This is a genomic window from uncultured Chryseobacterium sp. (assembly GCF_936933875.1).
Taxonomy (GTDB): Bacteria; Bacteroidota; Bacteroidia; order Flavobacteriales; family Weeksellaceae; genus CAKZIK01.
The window spans coordinates 1-20806 of sequence record NZ_CAKZIK010000018.1 but is presented as its reverse complement, the minus strand read 5'-3'; the positions used below and the strand labels follow the sequence as shown (position 1 = coordinate 20806).

Genomic DNA, 20806 nt, shown 5'->3' with positions numbered 1-20806 from the left:
TAAAAACACATTTACCCAATCAAATCCAAAAATCCCTGTTCATCCAAAACCGTAATCGTGCCGATGTCTTGCGCTTTTTTCAGCTTGCTTCCGGCTTTTTCGCCAACCACGAGATAATTCAGGTTTTTGGAAACGGCCGAAATGTTTTTACCACCATGTTTTTCCACCATTTCTTCGGCCTGTTCTCGTGTGAAAAGTGAGAGTTTTCCGGTGAAAAGGAAGGTTTTGTTTTCAAGAACATTGCTTAAGACTTCGTTGGCAGATTCACCTTTTTCTAATTGTACACCATAAGATTTCAGTCTTTCAATCATCAGGTTATTTTCCGGATTTTTGAAAAATTCTACAATGCTGTCCGCAATTTTCTGTCCTATATCTTCCACTTGGCAAAGTTCTTCGGAAGTCGCGTTTTTCAAATCTTCGATCGTGGCGAAATTCTTCACCAACTTCTTCGCCACCGTTTCGCCGACGTGTTTAATGCCAATTCCAAACAAAACCTTCTCAAACGGAATTTCTTTGGATTTTTCAATGCCGTCGATAATATTCTGCGCGGATTTTTCCGCCATTCTTTCCAAAGGAAGCAGTTGTTCCTTCGTCAAAACATAAAAATCAGCAGGATTTTCAATCAGTTTTTCGCGGTAGAGTTGGGCGATGGTTTCCTGTCCCAAACTTTCAATATTTAAGGCTTTTCGGGAAACGTAATGAATCATTCTTCCGATCACCTGCGGCGGACAGTGCATTTCGTTCGGACAAAAATGGATGGCTTGGTCTTCAATTTTTACGAGTTCAGTTCTGCATTCCGGACAGTTTTTAATATAGTGAATTTCAGAATTTTCTGGATTTCTTTTATCTGTATTGACGCCCACAATTTTCGGAATAATTTCACCGCCTTTTTCTACAAAAACAAAATCATTTTCGTGCAAATCGAGTTTTTTAATGATATCTTCGTTGTGAAGCGAAGCACGTTTTACCACAGTTCCAGCCAACAAAACCGGTTTCAAATTAGCTACAGGTGTTATGGCTCCGGTTCTTCCGACCTGATATGAAACGCTTTGCAGTTCGGTTTCCACTTTTTCGGCTTTAAATTTATAAGCCATTGCCCAACGCGGCGATTTCGCAGTATAACCGAGTTGTTTTTGCTGTTCCAACGAATTGACTTTCAAAACAATACCGTCAATTTCAAAAGGCAGTTCGTGGCGTTTTTCATCCCAATAATTGATGAAATCTTTCACTTCGTCCAAAGTTCTGCATAGTTTTGCCTGCGCCGAAGTTTTGAAACCCCAACTTTTCGCTTTTTCCAGCAATTCCCAATGCGTTTCTGCGGGTAAATCTTCGCCGACAAACTGATATAAAACCGCTGAAAGTCCTCGTTTTCTCACTTCCGCAGAATCCTGAATTTTCAAACTTCCGGAAGCCGTATTTCTTGGGTTCATAAACGGATCCAAACCTTCTTCTTCACGCGCAGCATTGATTTTGTCGAAGTTTTTACGGGTTAAATAAATTTCGCCACGCATATAAAATTTAGTAGGAAAATCGCCTTTCAACGTCAAAGGAACATCCGAAATCGTCCTGACATTGGCTGTAATTTCGTCGCCCTGAAAACCATCGCCACGCGTTACCGCCTGCGAAAGTTTTCCGTTTTCGTACAAAATAGAAATAGAGGCACCGTCGTATTTTAATTCGGCAACAAATTCTACAGGTTCGTCAATAGTGCGAAAAATCCGCTTTTCCCAGTCTTCTAAATCGTTAAAATCATAGGAATTGTCCAAAGAATACATTCTGAACTGATGCTGAACGGTCGGAAAATTCTTCGTAATTCCACCGCCAACACGCAAAGTAGGAGAGTTGGCATCGAAAAATTCGGGATGTTGCGCTTCCAAAGCCTGAAGTTCTTTCAGTTTCGCATCGAATTCAAAATCGGAAATCGTGGGTTCGTCATTAACGAAATAATCGTAATTGTGCTGATGAAGTTCTTCGCGGAGCTGCTCTATTTTTTCTTGGATATGGTCGGACATTGCTTAGTAGTCTTTTCACAAAAGTACTTAATCTGGCTCTAATATATAAAGAAATTTGGGCTGATGATCAGTTTAATTATTAAGAACATTTAACATAATATATTAACTGAGTACGAGCGTTTTATGATGGTGTTTAATATTTAATTTATTTACAGTTCATGTATTTGTTAAAATAAGTTAATCCCCGTTTAATGATATCTTAATGCTGTCATGGTAATTTTGCGCAAAATTTATAAAGAAAAAAGTGAAAAGGAAACTACAAACCATTATTGCTTTGGTATTGACCGGCACTGTTGCCGTAGAAACGGCAGCGCAAAGCAGACTTGATACCATTACGGAAAGAAAAATCGATGAAGTGGTAGTAACAGCTTTGGGGATCAAGAGGGAACAGAAAGCGTTGGGCTTCTCAGCCAAAAAAGTAGATGAAGAAGCCTTCGAGAAGGCTCAGTATAACAACTGGGCGACAGCCATGGAAGGTAAAGTTGCCGGTTTGAAAGTGCTTACAGCTTCTGCCGGGCCTCTGGAAACTGCAAGGATAAAACTCAGAGGGGAAACCTCCATGAGTGCCAGCGATAATTTTGCCCTAATCGTGATAGACGGTATTCCTGTTGACCAAACGCTTACCAAAGGTACGGGTTCTGCAGCTTATGGTGCGGGCGCAGGCGGAGATTTACCGGTGGATTACGGCAATATTCTGAATGCTATAAATCCAGAAGACATAGAATCTGTAACCGTGCTGAAAGGCGCTTCCGCAGCAGCTTTATATGGTGAAAGAGGCGCAAACGGCGCGATCATGATCACCACAAAATCGGGAAAAGGTAAAAACGGTAAGTTGATCGTAGGTTATAATTCCAATTCAAGTTTTGAAAGTATTCTAAAATGGCCGGACTGGCAGTACGAATACGGACAGGGAACACAGACACGCGACAAAAGTGGCAAATATTATTATTCTTACGGTGCCTCTGAAGATGGTGTAAATACCGGAAGTACGAGCAGTGCGTTCGGACCGAAATTCGAAGGACAGTATTATTTTCAGTACGATCCGGATGTGGAAGGACAAAGCCCAGAAAGAAGGCTCTGGAAGCCATATAAAGATAATGTGAAGGGATTCTTCAACGTGGGAACTATTTTCAGCAACTCCATTTCATTGGAGGCTGGCTGGCGGAAATTCAATTTCAGAACTAACTTGAATTATACGGATAATGACTGGATCGTTCCAAATACAGGCTTTGAAAGGTTTACGGCTAATAATTCCTTCGGCTTTAATTTCAATAAACTTAAGGCTACTGCCAAATTCATCTTCTCCAATACCCATAGTGATAATTTACCTGCAACAGGCTACAATAACCAGTCGCTCAATTATTTTATGATTTTCCAGAATCCGAATATTGATCTGGCGTGGTACCGCCCGATCTGGAAAAAAGGAAAATATCAGGAAGATCAGATACACCCTTTCAGTTCATTTATCGATAATCCCTACATGATTGCCTATGAAATGACCAATGCCATCAACAAAAACAATATGTTGGGCGGCATTACCCTGAATTATCAGTTCAATAATAATTTCGAGATTATGCTCCGTTCCGGGGCAGAATATACTGTAGAAGACCGCGCACAGAAAAGGCCGTGGAGCAGCGCCAACTACCGGGAAGGTTACTATTCTGAGCAGCATATCAACGACAGGGTTTTTAATAATGATTTATTGCTTTCATACAACAGAGAATTTAAAAATCTGAATTTTAAAATTTCTGCGGGAGGAAGTATGAGAGACACCAGATCTGAAACTGACCGTAGAAACGCTGTGGGACTTATAGTGCCAGGAATCTATACTTTCGAAAATGCAAAAGCCCTTCAGGTAAAGCCGACAATGCCGTACAATTATAAAGTGAACAGTATGTACGGGCTTATCAATTTGCAATATTTTAAAGCCATATTTGTAGATATAACGGCAAGAAATGACTGGACCAGTACCTTGCCGAGAAAAAACTGGTCATTCTTCTATCCTTCTGTGAGTACGAGTGTTATTCTCTCAGATTTGATGGATCTGAATAAGGTGGATTTGCTGAAGCTGCGATCGTCCTATGCAAGATCAGGATTTGGAACTTCGCCCTACCGTTTGACAAAATATTATAGTCCGTCAGATTACGAGGATTCCTATACGATGGATGCCTTACTTTTCAATGCTGATCTTAAACCGAAAATCAACACGAATCTCGAAGCAGGTTTAGATGTGGCGGTATTGAAAAACAGGTTGAATTTCAATTTCACGTTCTATAATAATTATACTGAAAACGAAGTTTTTGGGATCCCGGTTCTGGTAGAGTCCGGTTACTCCAGGAAGCTGATCAACAGTGGAAAAGTTAGAAACAGAGGGGTAGAGCTGGAATTGACAGGCCTCCCCTTCAAATCAAAAGATTTCACATGGCGTATAGCGGCAAACTGGGCTACCAACAAAAATAAAGTGATATCAATCCCGGATGAATTTAAAGAGGAGCCGCTGGGCTATAACTACAGCAGTGTAGGCGGCGCGGTGTATTTTAATGCCGTAGTAGGCGGTTCACTTGGGGATATGTACGGTTATAATCTGGTGCGTGATCCTCAGGGAAATGTGGTTTGGGGTTCTGACGGACTTACCGCAAAATCCACTCAGATGGCGAAGATCGGTAATGCCTTTCCGCTTTGGAAAGCCGGTATCGAAAACAGTTTCCAGATCAAAAATGTAAGAATCCAGTTTTCCTTTGACGGGCAGTACAAAGGCATCGTATACTCCCAAACTCACCACAAGATGACCGAACAGGGGAAACTCGCGCACACCCTGAAATACCGTGACAGTGAAGACGGAATGATGGTCGGCGAAGGTGTGGTACAGAATGCCGATGGCTCTTACTCGCCGAATACTACCAGAATTCTAGTAAGTAAATATTACTCAGATTACTACAGGAGAGCCAATGTGGAAACCAATTCCTTCGATGCTTCCTATATCAAACTTAGGGACGCAAGAATAGGATATGTGTTCCCGAAAGCCATCACCGAGTCTATGAAACTGAGGGAGATGAGCATTTCTCTTTACGGAAAAAACCTTTGGATGTGGACCAAGTTCCCAATTTTTGACCCGGAAGCGGCAACTCTTGATAATTCCGACATTACACCGGACGTGGATATTGGCGCGCTTCCTTCTACCAGAACAGTAGGCTTAAATTTCAATGTAAAATTCTAATAAAAAATGAAAAAAAATATAGTTAAAATTCTTCTTGCGGCTGCACTGCTTAATGTCGCTTACTCATGCACCAGAGATTTCGAGGAGCTGAATCTTGATACATCAAAAGTTCTGGAGGTACAATCAGGACAGCTTTTGAATCCTGCGCTATTTGAAATGGCAAGTCAGGCCTATTTGCGTGCAAATGATTTTACTTTCGATGTGATGCAGTATTCGCTTGATTTTCCAAATGAAGGAAATACTTACAGCAGATATTACCTTACTGAAAATTCCGGAGTTGGTTACTGGAATCATTCTTACAAATGGCTGAAGCAAATTCGTGAAATGTTAATTCTTGCAGAAAAGGAAGGCGACAACAATAATAAAGCCGTTGCGTTGGTGCTGCAGTCGTGGGGGTATGCAAACCTTACGGACAGTTTTGGCGATATTCCTTTCACCGAGGCCAATGCTCTTGATGAGGAAATCAGAAAGCCAAAATTCGACAAACAGAAGGATGTTTATTTAAAATTATTAAATGATTTGGATGCGGCGAATAAACTTTTCAATACTGCAGAAAAGCTGAAAGGCCATGACCAGCTTTACAGCGCAGAAACAGATGCTGCCGGGATCCTGAAATGGAAGAAATTCTGCAACACTTTATCATTAAGGCTTTTGTTAAGAATTTTGTACAGAGACGGTGAAATTGATGTAAAAAACAGGATAAAAAAAATTGCAAACAATTCCGCCGAATACCCGGTTTTCGAAAGCAATACAGAAAGCGCTTTTGTGAAGGCAAGCGGTACAGCGCCGTTTGACGCACCCATCGCAAGGCCGCAGGATTTCACGACGGGACGGGCTGCGGCAGATTTTTTTGTGAGATACCTCAATGATACCAAGGATCCGCGTCTTTCAAAATTCTTCTCCAAAGCAAGAGATTTAAATAACAAAGACATAGGTTACAAAGGAATTCCGTCCGGTTACAAAGCTGGAACCGTTTTCGATTATACACCTTCCAACTTAAATCAGAATTTAGCTAAAACTCCTTTAACGATCAAGATTCTTGGTTATTCGGAGCTGCAGTTTATCCTTGCGGAGCTTGCTTTGAAAGGAATTGTTTCCGGAGATGCCAAAACTTTTTATGAGAACGGCGTGAAAGCCTCTGTAGAGCAATGGGATTCTACAATGCCGGCGACATATTTAGCACAACCGTTAGTAGCGTATGACGGGACTTTAGAGCGTATCATGATGCAGAAATATATCGCTTTGTTCTTTGTGGATCAGCAGGCGTGGTATGAGTACCGCAGAACCGGTTTCCCAAAACTGCAGAATAACGGTGGACTTCTGAATAATGCTCAAATGCCTTCCAGGTTTATGTACACTCCGAACAGCAGACTTCTCAACTCAGAGAACTATAATCTGGCAGTGCAAAGTATGGGTAGTGATGACATTAATACTAAAGTTTGGTGGGATAAATAGAAGATATGAAAGCACTTTTGGTAACACTGATTTTCAGCTCAGTATTTTGTAATGCCCAAACCAGGATCATTGCGCACCGCGGATACTGGAAGACTGAAAATTCTGCGCAGAATTCTATTTCCTCACTCAAGAACGCCCAGCAGAAGCAATTTTACGGGTCAGAATTTGATGTGAGGATGTCAAAAGACGGCAAATTGGTTGTGAATCATGATGAACATATCAACGGTTGGGAAATTTCTGAAACCAGCTTTTCAAAACTCAGAACTCAAAAACTGAAAAACGGTGAAAAAATCCCAACTTTTGCTAAATATTTGAAAGCCGGAAGAAAAGTAGCCGCTGTGAAACTGATTGTAGAATTAAAGCCTGCAAAATCTGTTGAACTCGAAAATGAACTGGTTCAAAAAGTTTTGAAAGAAGTCGAAAAATACGGTGTTGAGGCGCAGTGTGAGTTCATTTCTTTCAGCTTGAATATTTGCAAAGAACTTAAAAAGCTTAAGCCCCATGCAACGGTGCAGTATCTTAACGGCGACCTCACACCGCAACAGCTAAAAGATTTGGGAATTGATGGTTTTGATTATAATTTTAAAATTCTTCAGAAAAATCCAGGCTGGATTTCAGAAGCAAAAAATCTTGGATTGATTACCAATTCCTGGACCGTCAATGATGAATCTGTTTACCTTGAACTGAAAAATGCGGGAATTGATTTTGTTACGACAGACATTCCCACTCAATTTAAAAATAAATAAGATGAAAATTAAATTAATCTTTCCGGCTGTCTTAATTTCAGCTTTTGCAATAGCACAGTCTTCCGTTTCGGGATATGTTTACCACGACCGCAACAAAAATTCGATAAAAGACCGCAACGAAAAAGCTATCGCCAATGTGGCGGTATCAAACGGTATTGAGGTGACAAAAACAGATGAAAACGGGCGTTATTCGCTGCCGCTGTATGGTGATAATCTCGTATTTGTGATAAAACCAACCGGTTATCAAACCAAAATTGGAAGCCATAACCTGCCTGAGTTTTATTATAATTTTAAACCTGAGGGTTCACCGGATAATTTCAAGTATAAAGGTGTATCGCCTACTGGCACATTGCCGAAAGAGGTGAATTTTCCGCTGTATGCAAAACAGGAGCAAAAAGACTTCCAGATTCTGGTTTTTGGCGATCCGCAACCTTACAGTGAGCAGGAAATTGATTATTTCAAAAGAGGAATTATCAATGAAGTAAAAAACAATAAGAAAAATGCGGTTTTCGGAATCAGTTTGGGTGATTTGGTGGGTGATGACCTTAGCCTCCACCAATCCTATAAAAATGCGGTGAAGGAAATCGGTATTCCTTGGTACAATGTCATGGGCAACCACGACATGAATTACGAATCGAAGGAAGATAAATATTCGGATGAAACATTCGAGGCTAATTTTGGACCCAACAATTATGCATTCAATTATGGGAACGTGCATTTCCTGATCCTGGATGATATTTTGTATCCGGATCCGCGCGATGGCAAAGGTTATTGGGGCGGTTTCCGCGAAGACCAGCTTAAATTTATAGAAAATGATCTCAAACTGGTGGATAAAAACAAGCTTGTCGTACTTTCATTCCACATCCAGATGAAACCGGAGCGTGAAGGTGATGACCATTTCAGAATGGAGGACAGGCAAAAACTGTTCGATATTTTGAAACCGTTTGAAAATGTACTGATGATGTCGGCACACACCCACAAGCAAACCCAGATTTTATATGGCAAAGGCGAAGGCTGGGAAGGCGTGAAAAACCTGCACGAACTCAATATGGGTACCACTTCCGGCGACTGGTATTCCGGTACGGTGGATGAATTGGGCGTTCCGGTGTCGGTCATGCGGGACGGTACCTATAGGGGTTATTCTTTTGTGAATTTTAAGGACAACAAATACAGCATTGATTACAAAGTCGCCGGTAAACCTGAAGATTTCATGATTCAGCTTCACGTGCCGGAGGTCATCTCACAGACCAGAAGTTCAGCGCGTATATTTGCAAACTTTTTTACCGGTGCTGAAAATGACGTGGTGGAATACAGAATAGACGGCGGCGACTGGAAAAAAATGGAGTTCATGAAAACCCTTGATCCGGCTTATATGCTTTCTGTGTTTAAATGGGATACAGCCACTGAGCTGTACCAGGGCAGAAGGCCTTCTAACCCGGAACCTTCCAATCATATATGGAGTGCCGGTTTCCCAAAGAATCTGAAAATTGGCAGACATAAGGTGGAAGTAAGAGCTATCGATATGTACGGTAAAACTTTTTATGCAGGTAAAGAATTTTCTGTTCAGAATCTCAACTTTATTCCTTAAATTTTTTCACTTACTGAATGATAAACCGGCTTTCGTTCTGAATGCCGGTTTTTCTTTTATTTTTTACTGTATATACCTTTCCACAGCGCAGCACGGTATAGCTTTTAATCAGTACCGAGGTCAACCATTTTAAGCTTCTGAAGTATGATATATTTTGATGGTGAATTTCATAAAATTCTAAATCTGAAATAAATTTCCATGCTTCTATATCTACCAAATTATCAAAAACTATAAAAAATTTGTTTAATATGTTAATTTAAAGGGGGTATTGTAATAAAATGCATTTATTTTTGAAAATAATTTTTAAATTCGCAGGGGTATAAATAATAAAACATGAAAATAGAGAAAAAATGGATTGTGTCATTTGGGGTAATTGCATTGATTTCACTCGCGGCGTTGTTCTGGAAAACTGAAATTCCTCTTCCAAACTCAGGCGAGTTCCTTAGCGAAAACAATGTTGTAGGCGCTGATGTTGCCTGGATCTTGGCTGCAGCAGGTTTGGTGCTTTTGATGACACCCGGACTTTCGTTTTTTTATGGCGGAATGGTGGGGAAGAAAAATATTATTTCTACGATGTTGCAAAGTTTTATTGCTTTGGGCGTGATTTCCATTTTGTGGGTGGTTGTCGGTTTTTCACTTTCGTTCGGGGAATCTCGCGGTTTTACTGTGAATGGCGAACATTATGGAATTATCGGAAATCCATTGTCTTATCCGTTTTTCAATCATGTTGGTGTTTTTCCACATAAAGCGATGGCTACTACGATTCCGTTTATTTTGTTTGCGCTTTTTCAGATGAAATTTGCCGTGATTACGCCGGCTTTAATTACGGGTTCTTTTGCGGAGAGAGTTCGCTTTATTTCGTATCTGCTGTTTATGGTGTTGTTCAGTTTGCTGATTTATACACCGCTGTGTCACATGGTTTGGCATCCCGACGGACTTTTGAATAAATATTTTCACGTCAAAGATTTTGCAGGTGGAACGGTGGTTCATATGAGTGCAGGTTTTGCTGCATTGGCAGGAGCATTAGTTTTGGGAAGTCGGAAAAATCCACACCACGAACCGTCGAATATTCCGTATGTAATTTTGGGAACGGGAATGTTGTGGTTTGGTTGGTTTGGATTTAACGCAGGTTCTGCTTTGGCAGCAAATGCAACTGCTGCGATGGCTTTCGGAACAACGACGATTGCTTCAGCTTCGGCGATGATGACATGGATATTTTTTGACCGAATTAATGGGCGAAGAGTTTCTGCTTTGGGAGCTTGTATTGGTGCAGTTGTGGGTTTGGTTGCGATTACACCGGCTGCAGGTTTTGTAAGTATTTCTGAAAGTATTTTCTTTGGTTTTGCGGCTGCCATTGTTTCCAACTTAATGGTGAACTGGAAAAAGTTGAAGAAAATAGATGATACTCTTGATGTTTTTGCGTGTCACGGTGTTGGTGGGATTATGGGAATGATTCTCACTGCGGTTTTTGCACATGGTGAAGATGCAAGTCTGCTTCACGGCGGAATTGGCGTTTTTGCTCATCACATTGCAGCATTGCTTTTGGTTTCTGCGTTTACTTTTTTTGGAGCTTTGATTCTGTATAAAATTACAGACGCCATAATTCCGTTAAGAGTTACCGAAAAATCTGAGGAAATCGGGTTGGACTTATCGCAACACGATGAATGCATGAGTTAATAATTTCTGAAAATAAAATGCCTCCCGCAGATTGCAAAAATCCATATCTTTTCAGCTAAAATCTGCTCAATTTTTAAGGAAATTTAAAAACTCAAAATCTCTTCAATTTTTTTTGCTACTTTTTCTGGATTTGGAAGCATTTCAGCTTCTAATATTAAATTGATAGGAACAGCAGGAAGATTCAGTGAACCCAGGGCCTCAACTGGAGCATCGAGATATTTGAAACAGTTTTTCATAATTCTATGCGCCAATGCTTCTGCAAAGGAATTCTGTATTTGTTCTTCGGTTAAAACCAAACATTTTCCATGAAGTTTTGCTCGTTCGAAAATCAGTTCTTCATCCAAAGGAATTAAGGTTCTCAAATCGATGATTTCAACTCTACCTTCAAATTTTTTGGCTGCAGCTTTCGCCCAATAAATGCCCATTCCGTAAGTTACAATCAGCATTGTTCTGCCTCTGGAAATTTCATTTTCATCAGCTTCTAAAATAATTTTTCCTTTTCCCAAAGGCAAAATGTAATCTTCAGAAGGTTCTACTGTTTTGGCTTCATCAGTTCCCGGAACTTTACTCCAGTACAGACCTTTATGTTCCAGTATTACCACAGGATTAGGATCGTAGTAAGCAGCTTTCAATAAACCTTTAAAATCTGCAGCATTGCTTGGATACGCGATTTTAATCCCTTTAATATTCGCCAAAATACTTTCCACGCTTCCACTGTGGTAAGGTCCGCCTCCTCCGTAAGCGCCCGTTGGAACACGGATAATATTTGAAACCGGAAATTTTCCGTTGCTTAAATAATTGGATTTTGAGATTTCTGTAATCAGCTGATTGATTCCGGGATAAATATAATCTGCAAACTGAACTTCCACGATCGGTTTCAGTCCAACTGCGCTCATTCCAACCGTTGAGCCAATAATGTATGCTTCCTGAATTGCGGTGTTGAAAACACGTTTATTGCCAAATTTTTTACCTAAAGTCACTGTTTCGCGGAACACGCCGCCAATTCTTTCTCCAACGTCCTGTCCGTACAGAACCGCTTCGGGGTGTTTGTACATGAGTTCCTGAATGGCGTGAATGGCAGCATCTACCATCACAATTTTTTCCTGGTTTTTCGGGGTTCTTTCTCCAACTTCTTCTGTAATGGGAGTCGGGGCGAAAACATGTTCCGAAACCGTCAAAGGATTTGGGTCTTCAGCAGAAATGGCCTTTTGTAACGCTTCTTCAGCTTCAATTCTTGCTTTTTTGGTAATTTGCTTTAAAAGTTCTTCTTCAACGCCATCTTCAAGCAGATAATTTCGTAAAATATTTCCCGGGTCTTTGGCGCGGTGTTTTTCTAAATCTTCTTCGGTTCTGTAAAATTCACGGCGAACACCGGAAGTATGGTGCCCTATCAAAACAGTTTTCGCACAAACTAAAATCGGTTTTCTCTCATTACGAACAAATTCGAAAGCTTTTTTCATGGCTTCGAAACTTTCAATGAAATCGGTTCCGTCGATGCGCATTCTGTTCAAACCAACGAAACCTGCTGCAAAATCATACGCGTCGGAAGTTCTTGCTTCTTCTTTGGTTACAGAAATTCCCCATTCATTATCCTGAACGAGAAAAATGATGGGCAACTGATGCAACGCTGCAAACTGAAATGCTTCCGAAACTTCACCTTCTGTAACGGAATTATCACCCAAGGAACATACTACGACAGGGTTTTCATTAAAGTTTTTAATATTGAATTCCTGAATGTATTTCAAGCCCTGTGCAACTCCGGTCGTTGGAATCGCCTGCATTCCTGTTGCGGAACTTTGGTGAATAATTTTTGGATAATTTTCATCCAAATTGGATGGATGAGAATAATAGGAACGACCTCCTGAAAAAGGGTCATTAGATTTTGCTAACAGCTGCAACATAAGTTGATAAGGTTCGAAACCCATTCCTAAAAGCATACTTTCGTCGCGGTAATATGGAGAAACCCAATCAGAATTTTTTAACTGATACGCTGTTGCCAACTGAATGGCTTCATGTCCTCTCGAAGTTGAGTGAACGTATTTGGTAATATTTCTGTTTTCCTCATAAATGTCTGCCATTGCTTTGGCAAGCATCATGTGGTTGTAGGCCTTTAGTAAAATATGTTGCGAAACTTTTTCTTTGGTATTCAATTCCATAGAAGCCAAATATAATATTTTTTGATTTGTGCTCTCAAAAAAAAAATGCCGACTAAAAAAGTCAGCGTTTATGATATATTACAAAGATCTTACTCTTTAATAATTTTTTTGGAAACTGTCCCTTTTTCTGTTTTGATACTGAAAATATAAACACCTTTTGAAAGAGATGAAAGATCAACCAACTGAGTAGATTTTGCAGCAGTTCTTAAAACTTGTTTTCCACTCATATCATAAACCGAAATCTCTGAAGCTTTTACCGGAATAACTACGGTTACGAAATCTTTGGTTCTCGCCGGATAAACTGCAATTGTTTTTGCTAAATCTGTATAGGATGCCGCTAAAACCGCATCGGGATTGTAACCTGTGATAATTAAAGCATATGCAGAAGGAGTTGCATTTCCGCTATCATTCACCAATGTACCTTTGTTGGTAACTTCCACTCTGTAAATTCTGCCTGAAACAGGAGCGTCAATCAAAACCTGTTCTACATTGTCGACCGTATTATCTCCTTTAATGGCATTCGCGTTGAAATTAGTATTGTCCAACTTCCAAGGATAATAAACACTATTATCTGAAGTGTCAACAATTCTTAAATCCAAATCGTTGATGATTCTTGATGATAAATCTGTCGCGATAAGATTGTCCGCAACTGGAACTGCGGCAGGATCAACCCAAGAAATAGTTGCTTTTAAAGGTGTTCCGTCAGAAACGATTTGTTTGGTGTAAGGAGATCCTGATGTTAAAGTATTTCTTTCAAAAGTAACTTTATTATCTTTTTTGTTAATCAAAAGTTCTGCAGCTTTTTTAGCATCTGCCAAACCCCAACCAAACCATACATCCGGTCCGGGTCTTCCGGCTTCGTTTGCTGTGTGGGTTAACAATGCTTTCATCTCATCAACTTTGAAAGTGAAAGCAGAATTTCCGCTCAAGTTTTGCTGAATTTGAGTTAATGCTCCCGCAATTCCGGAAATTTGTGGTGCTGCAATGGAAGTTCCGGTAGCATTTGCGTAACCGCTATAGGTTGTGGAGTTAGTGTAATTTGGTACATATGCCAAAACACCAACAGCAGTAATGTCCGGCTTAATTCCACCGTCCCTTCTTGGTCCTGCACTTCCGTAAGTATATTTTACAACGTCTGTAGATGTAGTATATAGATTTCCTGAAGTTGTTAGTTGATTTGCGGCCTGAACTGTGATAATGTTTTTCGCGAGCGCTCCAAATCCTATGCAGTTGTAGCCCAAACTGCAATTTGCGTCGGGTAAAATATCTGTTGCAGCAAATTCTACATAAGCATTTGCGTTTGGATCCCACTTGTATTTTTTATCAGTGGCTGCAGGTTTAATTCCGTAATAATTACCTGTTGATTTTACCACAATATTTGTAGGATTGGAATAGACAATCATGTCATAATTCTGATCTTCTGCATGATAACCTCCAGACCAAGTATCTTGTGATCCCTGGGAATAATCTCCCAACCAGTAATAACCGGGATTAGCATAGATTCCTCCAGTTGTTGTAACGTTTGCCCATCCTAAATTAACGCCGTAGGAATGATTGGAAATGTTAGCATTTGCGTTATTGAGCTTTACAAACATATTTCCGAAAGACGTTTCGTAAAAATAATAGTTATTAAAAGTGACTTTAGGTAAAACTCCAAGAGCATTTGCTGCACTGCCTTGCGCACCTAAAATTCCGGCCACATTAGTACTGTGTGCACTGTAGCCTCTTTCATTATTTTCTTTATCAATTACTCTTAAAGGTGATACAGACGGTCCACCAAATTCATTATGTTTTTCCCAAATTTTTCCTCCATCCATTACCATGATGTTCAGGTTAGTGCCATCTGGAATAAAACCGTTCAGTCCTGTTACAGCACCGCTACGAATTGCTGTGATATTGCTGGAGTTATTTGCTCTTACGTCTTCTGTTCCGGTAAAAATTGGCTGATTAGTGTTGGTTATACTGGAAATTGCTTTGCGGAAAAGTTCTGAAGATTTTGATGTACTGTCTTTTATTTTTTTCAGCGCGTCATATTTTGCAATATTTTTTTGCTGCTGTGCTTGAAATACATCGTTCAGTTTTTCATTTTTCTGTGAAAAAATAAACTGTGTAGAAGTTAAAGTAAGTAAAACAATAAAGTATTTTTTCATCTTAATATGTTAAAATCGGTGCAAAGATACAACAAAATCAACAGTAGAAAGAGATTTTGAATTTGTTGAAAATCCAACTTTTTTTTATTGAATTTTTCCTCTACTTTTACCAAAAATAACAGCCGGCTTTCGTCATTGCGAGTGTAACGAAGCAATCCCTTGCAAAGTCTCGATTCATGGCTCTTGGCTCTTGATTCTAAAAATATGTACTTAGTATTCGATACAGAAACTACAGGTTTACCACGAAATTTTGATGCCCCAATTTCCGATTCGGAAAACTGGCCAAGAATGGTTCAAATTGCGTGGCAACTGCACGACGAAAACGGAAATCTGGTGGAAAATCAGGATTATATCATTAAGCCGGAAGGTTATGATATTCCGTTTAATGCGAGTAGAATTCACGGGATTTCTACAAAAATTGCGAATGAAGAAGGACGTGATTTGGAGGAGGTTTTGAAGGAATTCAACGAAGTTTTGAAAAAAGCCAAATTCGGAGTTGGACAAAATGTAGAGTTCGATTACAAAATTATTGGCGCTGAATTTTTCAGAAAGCAGGTTGAAAACGATTTGCAGGAACTTCCGAAAGCCGACACGATGATTTTCGGAACGGAATATTGCGCCATTCCGAGTGGAAGAGAAGGAAAATTCAAAAGTCCGAAACTGGAAGAAATTTACGAGAAACTGTACGGACATAAATTTGATGAAGCGCACAACGCTGCAGCTGACGTAAATGCAACTGCGCAGGTTTTCTTCGAAATGCTGAGAATTGGCGTTATTGAAGCCAGAGATTTAGATATTTCTGAAGATGTAGTTCAGAATTTCAGAAAGCTGCATCCAAATCCCATTAAGCCTTTCGGAATCGTTATCAGAAGACAGGTAGCGGCTTCCAAGAAAAAGAAAACTGTTGATTTTGGCGATACTGTTGAAGTTGAAATCGGCGATTATTTCAATTTTCATAACCATTCCATTTATTCGTCCCTTCAAAGTTCGACGGATTTGGGTGATTTGGTGAAAAAGGCATTGAAAAACGATTTTCCGGCGGTCGGTTTAGTTGATTTAGGGAATTTGATGGGCGCTTTCAAATTCGTTTCGGAAGTTGAAAAGGCGAATGGTTCAATCAAGAATTCATACAAAGAATATTTAGCCAAAAAAGAAGAAGCGGCTGAAAAAGGAGAAGAATTTTCTGAAACCGAGCCGCGAAAGGAACTCATTCCGATTTTGGGTTGTGAATTTTATATTTCCGACCGTCCCGAACAGAAACAGTTCACAAAAGACGACCCCGACAGAAGAACACAGGTGGTTTTGCTGGCGAAAAATTTCAACGGATATAAAAATCTGGCAAAACTTTCTAGTTTGGGATATGTGAACGGATATTATTTTGGTGTTCCAAGGATTTCGCGCAAAATGATTGCGGAATACAAAGAGGATTTAATTGCTTTAACTGCCGGAACTTACGGCGATATTCCAAATACTATTTTGGAATTTGGAGAGCAGAAAGGAGAAGAAATTTTTAAATGGTGGAAAGATACTTTTGGGGAAGATTTTTATGTGCAAATTCAAAACCATAATGTGGATGAAGAAGAGCATTTGAACGAAGTTTTGCTGGAATTTGCAGATAAATATGAAGTGAAAATTCTCGCACAAAACGAAACGTATTACACCGAAAAATCGGATGCCAACATTCAGGATATTTTGTTCTGTATTAAAGACGGCGAAAAACTGTCAAGCCCTGTTGGTAAAGGTTTTGGGAAGAGAAGAGGTTTGCCTACACAGGAATTTTACATAAAAGATGCCGACGAAATTAAAATCGCTTTCCGCAATTTTCCAGATGCTTTCGAAGCTTACACCGAATTTTTACAAAAATTTGAACCTTATACTTTAAAACGTGATGTTTTGCTTCCTGCCTTTGACATTCCCAAAGAATTTCAGAGTGATTTGGATAAAGAAGATGGAGGAAAACGGGGTGAAAATGCCTATTTGAAGCATTTAACTTACGAGGGTGCGAAAGCAAAATACGGCGAAATTACGCCTGAAATATCACAGCGTTTGGATTTTGAACTTGAAGTCATCGCAAATACAGGTTATCCTGGTTACTTTTTAATTGTTCAGGATTTCTGCAACGAAGCCCGTAATATGGGCGTTTGGGTTGGTCCCGGTCGTGGTTCTGCGGCAGGTTCTGCGGTTGCTTATTGTATTGGAATTACCAATGTAGATCCCATAAAATACGACTTACTTTTTGAGAGATTTCTAAATCCCGAAAGGATTTCCATGCCCGATATTGATATTGATTTCGATGATGAAGGCCGTGATAAAATCATTAAATGGGTTGTAGAAAAATACGGAAAAATGAACGTGGCGCAAATTATCACGTATTCCGTTTTGGGAGGAAAATCGGCGATAAAAGATGCAGGAAGAGTGTTGGACGTTTCAATTCCAGATACAAATAATATTGCGAAATTGATTCCTTCAACTCCGGGAATGAATATTGCGAAAGCCTTTGCAAAATATAATAAACTCGCTCCGGAAGACAAGATTTTGGCGGATGAAATGAAATCTATTCTCGAAAATCCGAACGACTCTAGGTTTGCGGTTTTAGATTCAGCCAAAAAAATGGAAGGTGCGATTAGAAATACCGGAATTCATGCTTGTGGTGTGATTATTACTCCCGAAGATATTTCCAATTTGGTTCCTATTACTATTGCGGCAAAAGATGCCGATATTCTGGTATCGCAGTTCGATAACTCCGTAGCGGAAAATGCCGGTTTGCTGAAGATGGACTTTTTGGGTTTAAGAACTTTAACCATCATCAAACACGCGATAAAACTCGTAAAAGATCGTCACGGAATTGATATTAATCCCGATGATATTCCATTAAATGACGAAAAAACCTATCAATTATTCCAAGAAGGAAGAACGGTGGGGATTTTCCAATATGAAAGTCCGGGAATGCAAAAATATATGCGCGAACTGAAACCTACGGTTTTCGCAGATTTAATCGCGATGAACGCACTTTACAGACCGGGTCCGATAAAATACATTCCAAACTTCATCAACAGAAAACACGGCGTTGAGGAAATTGTTTATGATTTACCTGAAAACGAGGAGTATCTTGCTGAAACTTACGGAATTACGGTGTATCAGGAACAGGTAATGTTGCTTTCTCAAAAACTGGCCAATTTTACAAGAGGTGAAGCCGATACTTTGAGAAAAGCGATGGGTAAAAAGCAGAAAGACGTTCTGGACAAGATGTATCCGAAGTTTATTGAAGGCGGCAAGTCCAATAATCTCGACGAAACCAAACTCAATAAAATCTGGAAAGACTGGGAAGCGTTTGCGGAATATGCATTCAACAAATCGCACTCCACTTGTTATGCCTTAATTGCTTATCACACAGCATATTTGAAAGCCAACTATCCTGCGGAATATATGGCAAGTGTGATGAGTAACAACATCAACAATACCAAGCAAATCACCATGTTTATGGAGGACTGTAAAGCAATGGGTGTTGATGTTTTGGGACCCGATGTGAATGAAAGTCAGTACGAATTTGCGGTGAATGATAAAGGGCAAATCCGTTTTGGATTGGGTGCGATTAAAGGAATCGGTGAAGGTCCTTCCGAAGCGATCGTTGCATCTAGAAAAAACGGCAGATTCAACAATATTTTTGAATTTTTTGAAAGAATTCCGAGCGGACAAATCAACAAAAGAGTAGTGGAATCGCTGGTTGTTGCAGGTGCTTTTGACGAAATCGACCAATATCATCGTGCACAATATTTTGACATTGATACAACTGGAAGAACCAATATTGAAAAGCTTTTGCGTTACGGACAAAGTTTTCAGGATAATAAAAACGAGGTGGAAAATTCGCTATTTGCCGATTTTGCGGATGAGGTAAAAATTGAACCGCCGAAAATTGTTCCGGCTCCGGAATGGCCAAATATGCATAAACTCAACAAAGAAAAGGAAATTATCGGTTTCTACCTTTCCGCACATCCTTTGGATGAGTTCAAATATCAGTATCAGTTTATCCAGGGTGCACTTTCAAGAAAAGAAATTTTGGAAGGCAAAAAAGAAGAAGAAATTCCGGTGGAAAATGTAGTTGTTCCAATTGAAAAAGATGATGAAACCGAAGAAGAAGTGGTGGATTTGGAAATTGGAGAGGATGGCGAAATGATAGAGGAAGAGTCTCAAAAAAATGTAGAAGCACGCGGTAATTTCAACTTCTTAAATTTGGATGAAATCGATGCATTCCGTGATAAAAACTTTGGAACGGAACAGATTAAACTGTTCGAAGACATCAAAGATTACAACGAGAAAAGACGCTTCAACGAAAAAGCTAAAGAATTTATGGTGGCCGGTTTGGTGACGGAATACATTGTTCGCGACGGCAGAAATTCAGGAGAAAAAGTGGCGTTTGTAACTTTGGAAGATTATTCCGGAAGTTACAGTTTCAGATTGGGAGACCGTGATTATTTGAGGCTTCGCGACAAACTGGATGTTCAGCGTTTTGTGATTTTAAAGATTAAATTTTCGGTTGTTGGTGGCAAAAAAGACAAAGACGGAACGACGATTAATGAAGGAAGAGTTTTCTTAAATGTCGTAGATGTAATCGAACTCAAAGAAGCGTTTGAAAAATTTGCGAAAAGCATGACGGTGGTTATGGATGTTAATGATCTTCGCCAATCTGATTTAGAGTTTTTCAGGAAAGTTATGGATGAAAACAAAGGCGAAAACAAAATGCATTTCTACGTGAGAAATCCTTTGGACGAAAGCCATTTGGAGCTTCATTCCATGAGAGCAAATGTGGATTTGAATGGTAATCTTCTTAAAGTTTTTGGTGAGCAAAGCAAATATCAAATCTTTTTAAACTAAAATTTTACTTTTTAAAAAATCAAAAGAGACTGATAAATTCAGTCTCTTTTTTTGAATATTCATAGCATAGGAAAATACCCCTTTTTCATTTAATAATACTTTTGCTAGTACATTTTATGTATTTTTGGTGTAGATAACAAATGTTATTCAACTAAAAACCACAATACACGAATTAAGATGAAAACCGAAGTCGTCATTTATGATGATCACTGTTTATTTGTCGAGTCTATGCGAAATTTTATAAGCCTTCATGGATTGAAAACTAAATTTCCGGTGCATCAGGCTTACGATGAAGAAACACTGAAAGAGTTGACTGTACAGCAAAATATGATGCTGATTATGAGTGCAGACCGTTTTGGGTCTATAGAGATTTTCAGTGTGCTGGAAAAATTGAAGCTTCTGAATTCTGCATTAAAAGTTATTGTAATTTCCCGATCTACAGATCCTAAATTTATCAAAAAACTATTTGAACACAATATTAAAGGGTTTTTGGGAAAAAGATCTGAAGGAAAAGATGTTGCCCATGCTGTAAAGGAGGTTTCTGAAGGTAGAGTATTTATTAATGCTGCTGCAAAGGAAAGGCTCTTTAATTTTATATGTAACGTTGGAGGAAATAAAAAAAAATCTACTCTTTCTGATGAACTGACCAACCGTGAAAAAGAAGTTTTAGTGCTCATTTGTGAAGGTTTTAGAACCAAAGAAATTGCCGATCAAATGTTTATAAGCACGCATACAGTAGATTCTCACCGCAAAAATATTATGCTGAAATTTAATGTTCATAGTACCTCGCAATTGGTGAAGTTTTCTTTGGAAAATAATATTGTGAATTAAATTTTCACTTAATAAATAAAAAGAATCTGTCTCACAATAAAAATTGGGGCGGATTTTTTATTGCAGTTCCAATCTTCAATGTTTTGGAAAAAGAAAAAGTTG

The 20806-nt window shown here is 39.3% G+C and carries 10 protein-coding genes; 7 read left to right on the top strand and 3 right to left on the bottom strand.

All coding sequences use genetic code 11. The annotated features are described in order from the left end of the window. Window positions 1-11 precede the first annotated feature (11 nt). Window positions 12-2012: an NAD-dependent DNA ligase LigA gene (gene ligA / locus Q0252_RS02420; RefSeq protein ID WP_297983330.1), complete on the bottom strand. Its 2001-nt coding sequence runs from the start codon at window positions 2010-2012 to the stop codon at window positions 12-14. Between the two features lie 244 nt (window positions 2013-2256). On the opposite strand from ligA, the gene Q0252_RS02415 reads away from it, so the two are divergent. The 5 genes from Q0252_RS02415 (at window position 2257) to Q0252_RS02395 (ending at window position 10695) form a co-directional block, all read left to right on the top strand. Continuing rightward, entirely contained in the window at window positions 2257-5229 is a 2973-nt protein-coding gene (locus tag Q0252_RS02415; protein WP_297983328.1) for a SusC/RagA family TonB-linked outer membrane protein, read from the top strand. Between the two features lie 6 nt (window positions 5230-5235). Continuing rightward, complete coding sequence (locus Q0252_RS02410) at window positions 5236-6684, top strand: SusD/RagB family nutrient-binding outer membrane lipoprotein (RefSeq protein WP_297983326.1); 1449 nt, start codon at window positions 5236-5238, stop codon at window positions 6682-6684. 5 nt (window positions 6685-6689) lie between these two features. Then, window positions 6690-7430, top strand: coding sequence for a glycerophosphodiester phosphodiesterase family protein (locus Q0252_RS02405; protein WP_297983324.1), 741 nt, complete (start codon window positions 6690-6692; stop codon window positions 7428-7430). Window position 7431: 1 nt separating this feature from the next. After that, window positions 7432-9018, top strand: a complete 1587-nt coding sequence (locus Q0252_RS02400) for a calcineurin-like phosphoesterase family protein (protein WP_297983322.1) — start codon at window positions 7432-7434, stop codon at window positions 9016-9018. A 333-nt stretch (window positions 9019-9351) separates the two neighbouring features. Continuing rightward, window positions 9352-10695, top strand: coding sequence for an ammonium transporter (locus Q0252_RS02395; RefSeq protein ID WP_297983319.1), 1344 nt, complete (start codon window positions 9352-9354; stop codon window positions 10693-10695). A gap of 83 nt (window positions 10696-10778) precedes the next feature. Here the strand turns inward: Q0252_RS02395 and Q0252_RS02390 are convergent, their stop codons facing one another. Together Q0252_RS02390 and Q0252_RS02385 are read right to left on the bottom strand one after the other, a co-directional pair. After that, window positions 10779-12851, bottom strand: a complete 2073-nt coding sequence (locus Q0252_RS02390) for a thiamine pyrophosphate-dependent enzyme (protein ID WP_297983317.1) — start codon at window positions 12849-12851, stop codon at window positions 10779-10781. Between the two features lie 89 nt (window positions 12852-12940). Continuing rightward, complete coding sequence (locus Q0252_RS02385) at window positions 12941-15001, bottom strand: S8 family peptidase (protein WP_297983315.1); 2061 nt, start codon at window positions 14999-15001, stop codon at window positions 12941-12943. Between the two features lie 204 nt (window positions 15002-15205). Between Q0252_RS02385 and dnaE the strand changes: the two genes are divergently transcribed. Together dnaE and Q0252_RS02375 are read left to right on the top strand one after the other, a co-directional pair. After that, a complete protein-coding gene (gene dnaE / locus Q0252_RS02380) occupies window positions 15206-19873 on the top strand; it encodes a DNA polymerase III subunit alpha (RefSeq protein ID WP_297983313.1) in 4668 nt (1555 codons plus the stop codon). Between the two features lie 255 nt (window positions 19874-20128). After that, window positions 20129-20704, top strand: coding sequence for a response regulator transcription factor (locus tag Q0252_RS02375; protein WP_297983311.1), 576 nt, complete (start codon window positions 20129-20131; stop codon window positions 20702-20704). The last annotated feature ends 102 nt before the right edge of the window (window positions 20705-20806 follow it).

Excerpts from the sequence above, each read along its gene's own strand:
- Q0252_RS02385 (WP_297983315.1), bottom strand. The coding sequence starts at position 15,001 with ATGAAAAAATACTTTATTGTTTTACTTACTTTAACTTCTACACAGTTT.
- Q0252_RS02390 (WP_297983317.1), bottom strand. The coding sequence starts at position 12,851 with ATGGAATTGAATACCAAAGAAAAAGTTTCGCAACATATTTTACTAAAG.
- Q0252_RS02405 (WP_297983324.1), top strand. The coding sequence starts at position 6,690 with ATGAAAGCACTTTTGGTAACACTGATTTTCAGCTCAGTATTTTGTAAT.
- ligA (WP_297983330.1), bottom strand. The coding sequence starts at position 2,012 with ATGTCCGACCATATCCAAGAAAAAATAGAGCAGCTCCGCGAAGAACTT.
- dnaE (WP_297983313.1), top strand. The coding sequence starts at position 15,206 with ATGTACTTAGTATTCGATACAGAAACTACAGGTTTACCACGAAATTTT.
- Q0252_RS02395 (WP_297983319.1), top strand. The coding sequence starts at position 9,352 with ATGAAAATAGAGAAAAAATGGATTGTGTCATTTGGGGTAATTGCATTG.
- Q0252_RS02410 (WP_297983326.1), top strand. The coding sequence starts at position 5,236 with ATGAAAAAAAATATAGTTAAAATTCTTCTTGCGGCTGCACTGCTTAAT.
- Q0252_RS02400 (WP_297983322.1), top strand. The coding sequence starts at position 7,432 with ATGAAAATTAAATTAATCTTTCCGGCTGTCTTAATTTCAGCTTTTGCA.